This is a genomic window from Arenibacter latericius DSM 15913, assembly GCF_000424985.1.
Taxonomy (GTDB): domain Bacteria; phylum Bacteroidota; class Bacteroidia; order Flavobacteriales; family Flavobacteriaceae; genus Arenibacter; species Arenibacter latericius.
Genome location: NZ_AUKX01000003.1, coordinates 172,808 through 182,149, shown reverse-complemented (window position 1 = coordinate 182,149; position 9,342 = coordinate 172,808). Strand labels below are relative to the sequence as shown.

Here is a 9,342-nt window from a genome sequence, read left to right as displayed (position 1 = left end):
ATTGAGTTAGTCACTTAAATGCTGTATCTTGTCACCAATAAAACTAAGCATTATGGAACAATTTACAGGGCAAAGTATACTGAACTTTATAAAGGAATTACCTGATGACGATGCTTGTAAGGCCTATTTGGCAAAAATAAAATGGCAGGACGGCTTTACCTGCATGAAATGTGGACATACAAAAGGCTGTGAGAAATCTGGATACAAATATCAATGTTATGGGTGCCAACATGTTGAAAGTTCAACCGCCAACACGTTGTTCCATAAGGTTAAATTTGGATTGCAAAAGGCATTTTGTGTCGTATTTGAAATGAGTACAAGCAGTAAGAGTGTTTCGAGCATACAAATGGGAAAACGATTTGACATTCGACAGGGCACAGCTTGGTATTTTATGCAAAAAGTTAGAAATGCTATGAAAAGTAGTCAAAACTATCCTCTGTCAGAGTTGATCCATGTCGATGAATTTACTGTTGGCGGAAAAGAACAGGGCAAACAGGGAAGGAGCTACGATTCAAAAAAGAAAAAGGCTGTTATAGCAGTAGAATTGAGTAAAAAGCAACAGGTCAAGCGGGTCTATGTCAGGTCCATTGACGATTACTCCGCAAAATCGTTAACGCCAATATTCGAGGAACACATCAGTACTACGGCCCAGATCGTCACTGATAAATGGAGAGGTTACGAACCTTTAAAAAAGCGGTACAATATTGAACAGAAATTTAGTGACAACGGTAAAAACTTTAAAGAACTCCATATTATAATCATGCAATTAAAATCTTGGCTAAGAGCAATACCGACCCATGTTACCAAATGGCATATACAAGCTTACTTTGATGAATTTTGTTTTAGGATTAATCGCTCTCAGTTTAAACAGAGTATTTTCCATAAAACAATAGAAAGAATGGTCATAGCAAAACCTATCTACCATAAAGATATAAAGCAGACGCTAAGTGTATAACTCAATTCTTTTATTATCATTCTATTATCATTAGCTTCGTTTTATTTCATATTTAATATATTTTATGTAATATTGATAGATATCTAAAATAACCCGAAACCACAAAAGCCATAAATACTAGCGATGAATTATATTAAACGAAATCAGAACCAATAAAGGAAGAACTTAATATTAGCTTAATACTTAGAATGAACCAAGCACCTAATTTTGGCCAGAATTATTAAACACTTAAATTCAAATGAAAAAAATTAACCAACTATTTACGTTACTGTTGTTATTATGCATAACATCATTTACGTACGGGCAAACAGTCACAGGAACTGTTTATGCCGATGGAAATCCGTTGCCCGGTGCCACCATTTTAGAAAAAGGCACAAACAATGGAGTTGTTAGCGATTTTGATGGAATATTTAGTTTGAATACCACAAAACAGGAAACTACATTAATTATTTCTTTCATAGGATATATTACCCAAGAAGTAAAAGCAAAATCCGGAGATCGCCTAGAAATTATTATGTTAGAAGACACTAATGCTCTAGATGAAGTGGTTGTTACCGCACTTAACATTACTAGAGAAGAAAAATCTTTAGGATATTCCATTTCTAAGGTAGAAGGCGAAGAAATAAATAAAGCTGTTACTGGTAACTGGCTAAATGGAATGTCCGGAAAAGTTGCAGGATTAACTTTTGACCAAGCAGGAACCGGCCCAAGTGGATCCATGAGGGTAACGCTAAGGGGTGACCAATCTTTAAATTATGGAAGCAACGAAGCACTATTTGTAATAGATGGAGTTCCTGTTACCTCTGGTGCAACCGCAACTAAGAGTGTAAGTAACTATGCACAGGGCGATGCCCCTATAGATTACGGTAACGGGATGAGCGATCTTAACCCAGATGATATTGCCTCCGTATCGGTTCTTAAAGGTCCGGCTGCAGCGGCACTATATGGCTCAAGAGCAGCTAACGGAGCCATTGTTGTCACCACAAAATCTGGTAGACAAAGTAAAGGCCTTGGAGTTTCAGTAAGCTCTTCTGTAACCTTTGAACAAGCAGGTTACTTTCCAGATTTCCAAACAGAATATGGGAACGGCTCAGATATGGGAATGGGGGAATACTCCTTATGGGAACTAACCCCGGAAATGGCCCCAGACGGGGTTGCCGTTCCAAGACGCTATTCACGTTACACCTTTGGAGAAAAGTTTGATTCTGGAAAGCTACGTTACCTATACGCATCAAAAAACTGGGATACCGGCGAGTTCACCAAATTACCCTGGGTATATCAGGACGATTGGTATACTGGTTTATTCCGTACGGGACTTACCACTAGCAATACTGTTAGCCTTAGTGGTGGCAATGGCAAAGGCACCTCTACACGTTTCTCTGTAACCGATTTTAATAACGATTGGATCTTACCAAATACAGGCTTTAATAAAAAAACCATTTCCTTGACATTTAATACACCCATCAGTGATAAAATTAAATTCAATACCAAGATTAACTATTACCTAAAGAATAGTGACAATATGCCAGGAGGTGGTTATAGTGCCAGTAATCCAATGTATGCATTAGTTTGGGGCTTTAATGTTAACAGTATAGATTCTTGGAAAGAAGAATATTTTGAAGGACGTTATAATTACGCAAATTGGGCCGCACAAGGTGAAGATGGCCAAGGATTAGTTTACCCATCTACCAGTGGCTATAATCCTTACCGAACATTGTATGAAGCAACCAATGCATACGATAAAAACAGAGTCTTTGGAAGTGTAGGACTCACCTTTGATTTAATGGAAGGATTAACCTTAGACGTAGGTTCAGGATTAGATTGGTCAGACGAATTCCGCACCCAACGCAGACCATTTTACACGAACGGTTACCAAGATGGTTTTTATAGAGAACAAACGGTCCGCGTAATTGAAAACAACAACGATTTTATGTTACGCTATACAAACAACGATATAGCAGACGGACGTTTTGGACTAACCACGTTTGTTGGAGGGAATAATAGAATTAATGAATACTACAACAATAGACTTACTTTAGACAAACTTGGAGAAGAGGGAATCTATCATACTTCCAACCTACCAACTGGAGTAATTCCGGAACCCTATAATTATCGTAGCCGAAAGGTAGTTAATAGTTTATTCGGGATGGCTTCCTTTAGTTGGGACGATACTTATTTCGTAGATGTCACTGGCCGTAATGACTGGTCTAGTACACTTTCTAAAGGTAATTGGTCTTTCTTCTACCCCTCGGTTGCCACTAGTATTCTAATGGATAGGGTGCTAGATTTTAAATCGAACGCTCCATGGATAGATTTTGCCAAACTAAGATTTTCGTGGGCAAACGTAGGAAACGACACCTCGCCTTATTCCTTAGATCAATATTATGGTAATTCTTCATACCCTGGCGGATACACCTTGCCAGGTACTATTCCGGATCCACTAATTAAACCAGAAAATGTAGAAAGCTGGGAAGCCGGACTAGAGGCCAAACTTTTCAAAAACAGGGTTTCTTTTGATGTTACTTGGTACCACTCTTCAACTACCAATCAGATTGTTTCGGTTGATGTTGATCAAATTACAGGAGCCACAGGAATGAAGATAAATGCCGGTGAAATTACCAACGAGGGAATAGAAGTATCGGCCAATTTTGCTCCAATAAGAACTCAAGATTTTGATTGGTCTTTTGATTTAACATGGTCTAAGAACAATAATAAATTAGTAAGCCTGCAAGACGGCTGGGATCCCAATGAACCGTTGCAAACGGATATGGGTACAACAATTGGAGGTCGTACTTACATCTATTCCTATGTGGGTGAACAAATGCACGTTATCTACGGAAGAGGTTTTCAGCGCGCTCCGGAAGGATCGTTCTATACAGATGAAAATGGAGAGCAAATAGACGCTTCAGGTATGCATATTATAAATGCAGAAGGATATCCTATCCTAGACGAATCTCCAAATACTAGAATTGGAAAAGTAAACCCAGATTGGAGGGGAGGGATGACTCAGCGTTTTAGATACAAAAACCTATCATTGACTGCTGCTTTTACTGGACAAATGGGCGGAAATGCCTTTTCCGTAACCAACTTTGCACTTTCTTATCAAGGAAAGTTAAAAAACTCCTTAGAAGGAAGGTATGATGGATTGGTGCACCCAGGGGTGAATGTTGTAAATAATACTGATGGAACAGTAAGTTATACGAAGAACAATACAGTAACTCAAAGTATACAGACGTACTACAATTCCTATATCTGGAACCGTAACAATACTGAGATGAACACCTTTGATACATCTTATTTAAAACTAAAAGAGGTTAGACTAGATTATCAATTACCAGAGCGTTTCTTAAAAAACACAGATGTATTTCATAGTGTTAGTCTAGGAGTCTACGCCACTAATTTATTTACCATAACAGACTTTCCTCAGTACGATCCAGATACCGGAATGGTGAACGGATCCAATATATACAAAGGAATAGAATCCATGTCATTCCCTATGACAAGATCTTATGGTTTTAATGTAAAATTCTCATTCTAAACAATCAGGAGATGAATAATTTAAAAAAAATAGTATTAATTGGATTTATAGTAGGAACCACTTTTGCCTGTACATCTGATTTTGAAGAGATAAATACTAACCCAAATAGAACAACAGTTGGGGAGATACAAGCAAGCGGTATGTTTGAACCCTTACTTTATAATGGTGCTAATGCCTGGATGAACTACTCCTGGTATTGGAATAATGAGCTTATTCAATTTACAGCGTTTACGGGTGGAACTACCCGTCAAGAACACCGGTACTTTATAAGCGATGGAAATTGGCAGAGTGTTTGGAATCTTTATACGCGATACGCCAATAATGCCTTACATATGTACGATATGAGCTTAGAGCAAGACGAAAGGTCATTAGAAGCAATTGCCCTGACACTAAAGGTGCTATATATGTCTAATCTTACAGATATGTTTGGTGACGTTCCATATTCTGAAGCCTTTACTGCAAGAAAACCCAATGGTACCACTAAGCCAAAGTTCGATTCCCAAAAAGAAGTGTACTTACAAATGTTTGCGGATCTTATGGAAGCTAATGAAATCTATGCTACTAAGCCTATTTTCACCAAACCTTCCCTTGATGGTATGTACAAAGGTAATATGGAGCAATGGAGAAAATTCAACAATTCACTTTATCTAAGACTGCTTAACAGAGTTAGCGGACGCAGTGAAATGAATACGGATACAAAAATGATGGAAATCCTTAATAATCCTGAACAGTATCCAATATTTACTTCCAATGCGGATAATGCTACAGTTATTTTCTCTGGAAACGATCCCTATCGTAGTCAGTTTGCCGATAGTAATGAGGGGAGCTTCACCAGTTCGGGTAGAAAATTAACCGAGCAACTCATTAAGATGACAGTAATAAGTGATGACAATGGCAATCAAACCTACGAGGATCCACGTCTTCCCATTTATGGAAAAAAGAATCCGAATATAAATGTTAACCCAGATAATATTTGGAAGGGAACTATTGCTGGAGTTTCAGAACAAGATCAAAGTGCGGCAGACCGTGGTTCCTCATGGCTTAACGCTGCAGTATTTGTAAGATCGGATGCCCCAGGAACCTTTATGGACTACGCTGAAGTACAATTTATTTTAGCAGAAGCCGCATTAAAGGGGAAGATTCCCGGAGGCGAATCAGCTGCTAAAACATATTACGAAAATGCTGTAACGGCTTCCGTGGAAAAATGGGCAGAATTGGGACAGTACAGTGAGGTGCCAGTATCGATTACAAGCACTGATATTTCAACGCTACTTTCCTCTGAACTAGCATCTTGGAACAATGCTACCAACAAGGAAGAACTAATCGGAAATCAGAAGTACTTGGCCTTATTCTTTGTTGGAATGGAAGCTTACCACGAGTATAGACGAACTGGATACCCTAATTTAACGATTGGAAACGGAGCTGTTTTTAATGACTATATTCTTCCTACACGATTTGCATACCCCACTACAACAATGGCTACGAACAATGAAAATGCTCAAGAAGCCCTACAACGAATGGGAGGGGAAAATACTATGAAAACACCAGTATGGTGGAGTAAACAAGCTATTGAAGAGGGAAAATAACAACCGTAAAACATCAGTCATGCATACAATTTATAATAAAACAAAAGGAAGACTAGGGGCTTTATTATTAATATCCCTATTCACTATACCCCTACTTTTCATCGCTTGTAGTGATGATGACAACGAATATAATGAAGAACCGTACTTTATAGTTGAAGAAAACCCTACCGGAATTGAAGTGGGGGTTAATGGAGACACCAAAAGTTATGTGGTACGCTCCAACCGTCCATGGCAAATTGTGCCACAGGGAGAATCGGATTGGGTAAAAACTTTCCCAATTGAAGGTAAGGATGATGGTATTTTCAAAGTAATTGTATCAGAAAACGACACTTTTGATCCTCGCACAATAAACATCGCTTTTGTCGTTGATGGGAAAGAACAACCCCTACTTTTCCGCGTAGATCAAGAAGCTAATGTACCTTATATCACCTTGGATAATGAAGAGAAAGGAATTGCTGTCCCTTCCGCGGAAAGCGAATTAACGATTGGCGTAAAAGCAAATGTAGAATGGACCTACACTCTTGAAAATGCTAGTTGGCTTACCGAAATAACGGTCTCAGATGATGAAATACAACTAGTTGCATTGAGGAATAAAGGTGAGGAGCGCTCTGCCAAACTAACGGTTAGCTCAGTACAACATCCTAGTTTGGATAAAGAAATTGTTATCACCCAATCTGCAGGGAATATCATTTTAGAGGAAAACTTTAATTGGCTTACTTACGGAAGCACCATATTCTATACTACCTCAGGTGAGAAAAGGATGGATAGTTGGACCTCTGACGAGTTAGAAAGAGGTTGGAACAGTACAGAAAATGAGTTTTCAAGCGGTCAAAAATTAGTTTATGCACGTACTGGATTTGTAAAGCTAGGTAAAACCAACTATGGTGGGGATTTAATTTCGCCTGCATTATCTAATTTGGAAGAGACTTCAAACGTACGTGTTACTTTTAAGGCGGTACCCTATCAAACAAAAGGAGGCACCAGAGACGCAAACACTCTTAAAATTGAGGCTCTTGGTGCTGGAACTGCAAGCGTAAACTCGCTAATAATTGACAATTGGCCAGATTATGATGCCGATCCAGAATGCACAGAAGTATGGCAAGCAGAATCTGCAAAATATGAATTTATCATTTCTGGCGCCGATGCTAGTACACATATTAAATTACTAGGCGGAGACTACGACCTTCGTAATGCGTCACCTAACAAAAACCGTATTTTCATAGACGATATTAAAGTAGAAATAATCGACTGATAAACTAACCTGAAATGAACCAAACAAGAAGAAAATTTATAAAAATAAGCAGTCTATCAACCATTGCCGGAATAAGTGGAATAGGATTGGCTTTTTCTAGTTGCGATAATAAAGATCAAATTGATTTTGATGATAACAATAAATTAAACATCACAGGAGTTTCTATTCCTTCAAGTCTAAATGTTACACAAGGAGGAACCATAACCCTTACGGGGAAAGGGTTTAAAATGGGGGATAAAATAAAATTGACCTCTACCTTAGATAACGATGTTTCTTATGATAACAGTGTTACTGCTGTAAGTGACAGTACTGTATCCTTTTCTGTTCCCAAGGAATTAACTACGGGGAATTATAAGATTAATGTGATACGTGGAGCAGATGACTTACTCTTAGGCGCAGTACTTCTTAATTTAATGGCCAATACCGACATTCCGGATATAGAAGGTATGACGATAAAAGGAGTAGTATATTCCGATGGAAAAGGGGTCCCCGGAGTAGTGGTATCCGATGGTTATGAGGTAACAGTTACCGATGAAAATGGGATATATTACCTTCCCTCCTTAAAGAAAATAGGATTTGTTTTCATTTCAATACCAGGAAACTTCGAGGTTATTAATGAGGGTAAAGCTCCTCAATTCTTTAAACGTCTTAGTAATAACACTTCCACTGTAGAGCAGAAGGATTTTTCACTAATTAAGACAAATAATGAGAACCATGTTGTTATTCCTTTGGCAGATTGGCATTTGGCTAATAGAAATAACGACTTAGACCAATTTACTGGCAAAGTATTACCAGATATAAATGCGGCTATCGATCAATATTCAGCGGATGGAACTAAGGTATATGCACTTACTCTTGGAGACATGACCTGGGACACCTATTGGTATAATAATGATTTTGGTCTTAATGAATATCTTCCTTATATGAATATGTTAAATAGTCCTGTTTTTAATGTAATGGGAAATCATGATAATGATCCTTATTTTTCTGAGGATTGGGAGGCAGAAAATAAATATAGAGAAGTTATAGGCCCCACCTACTACTCTTTTAATCTGGGAAAGGTACACTATGTGGTATTAGACACTGTAGAATATATAAATTCCGGAGGTACTGTTGGTACAGTGGGAGATCGTAACTATAATACCGTTATAACATCAGATCAGATAGCTTGGTTAAAGAAAGACCTTGCTGCCATAACAGATAAAAGTACGCCCATTATAGTAGCAATGCACACACCTCTATATAAAAGACCTAGCTTAGATGCCAACGGAAATCAAGTTAATAGTTATGCTTTAGACAACGGTGGTACCCTAGTTGATTCGTTAAAGGATTTTTCTACAGTACATGTATTATCTGGACACACTCATATTAATTATAGAATAGATGATGAAGCAAACCTAATGGAGCACAATACCGCTGCTATATGTGCAACTTGGTGGTGGACTGGCAGAAATGGTTATGCTGGGAACCACATTTGCAAGGATGGAAGCCCTGGGGGCTACAGCATTTGGCAAATGAACGGAAAAGACGTTCAATGGAGGTATAAGAGTATAGGATATGAAGAGGGCTACCAATTTCGCTCCTATGATCTAAATGAGGTACATATTACGGCTTCAGAGTTTGCACCTAACACCACAGAGGAAGCGCTTGTCCCTTATGCAGAGCATTATTCACAAAAAAATGTGAATAATGAAGTATTAATTAACGTATGGGGCTATGATAGTCAATGGAAAATTGAAGTAACTGAAAATAACAACAAACTAGATATTAGTCGAGTAAATACAAAAGACCCCTTACATATCGTATCCTATGACGCATTACGTCTTAATGTAGGCGCTACCCCAACCGGAGCCTTTGTCACTAACGACACAGCACATTTGTTTAAGGTAACGGCATCGGCACCAGACTCTACTCTAGAAATTAAGGTTACTGACCGCTTTGGTAATGTGTATACAGAAACCATGGTTCGTCCAAAAGCGTTTTCATTAGATATGAGCTAATAATAAAGCCA

5 protein-coding genes are annotated in these 9,342 nt (G+C 38.3%); all 5 read left to right on the top strand.

The window, feature by feature from the left end:
- Positions 1-52 precede the first annotated feature (52 nt).
- The 5 genes from H344_RS0102440 (at position 53) to H344_RS0102420 (ending at position 9,331) form a co-directional block, all read left to right on the top strand.
- Positions 53-955, top strand: a complete 903-nt coding sequence (locus tag H344_RS0102440) for an IS1595 family transposase (RefSeq protein WP_026808569.1) — start codon at positions 53-55, stop codon at positions 953-955.
- Between the two features lie 238 nt (positions 956-1,193).
- Complete coding sequence (locus H344_RS0102435; protein WP_026808830.1) at positions 1,194-4,493, top strand: SusC/RagA family TonB-linked outer membrane protein; 3,300 nt, start codon at positions 1,194-1,196, stop codon at positions 4,491-4,493.
- Between the two features lie 11 nt (positions 4,494-4,504).
- A complete protein-coding gene (locus H344_RS0102430; RefSeq protein WP_026808829.1) occupies positions 4,505-6,079 on the top strand; it encodes a SusD/RagB family nutrient-binding outer membrane lipoprotein in 1,575 nt (524 codons plus the stop codon).
- A gap of 19 nt (positions 6,080-6,098) precedes the next feature.
- Positions 6,099-7,331 (top strand): BACON domain-containing protein, encoded by a 1,233-nt coding sequence (locus tag H344_RS0102425; RefSeq protein WP_026808828.1) that lies wholly within the window; start codon positions 6,099-6,101, stop codon positions 7,329-7,331.
- Between the two features lie 14 nt (positions 7,332-7,345).
- The gene (locus H344_RS0102420) at positions 7,346-9,331 is read left to right on the top strand and encodes a calcineurin-like phosphoesterase C-terminal domain-containing protein (protein ID WP_026808827.1); all 1,986 of its coding nucleotides are present in this window, start codon (positions 7,346-7,348) and stop codon (positions 9,329-9,331) included.
- Positions 9,332-9,342: the final 11 nt, after the last annotated feature.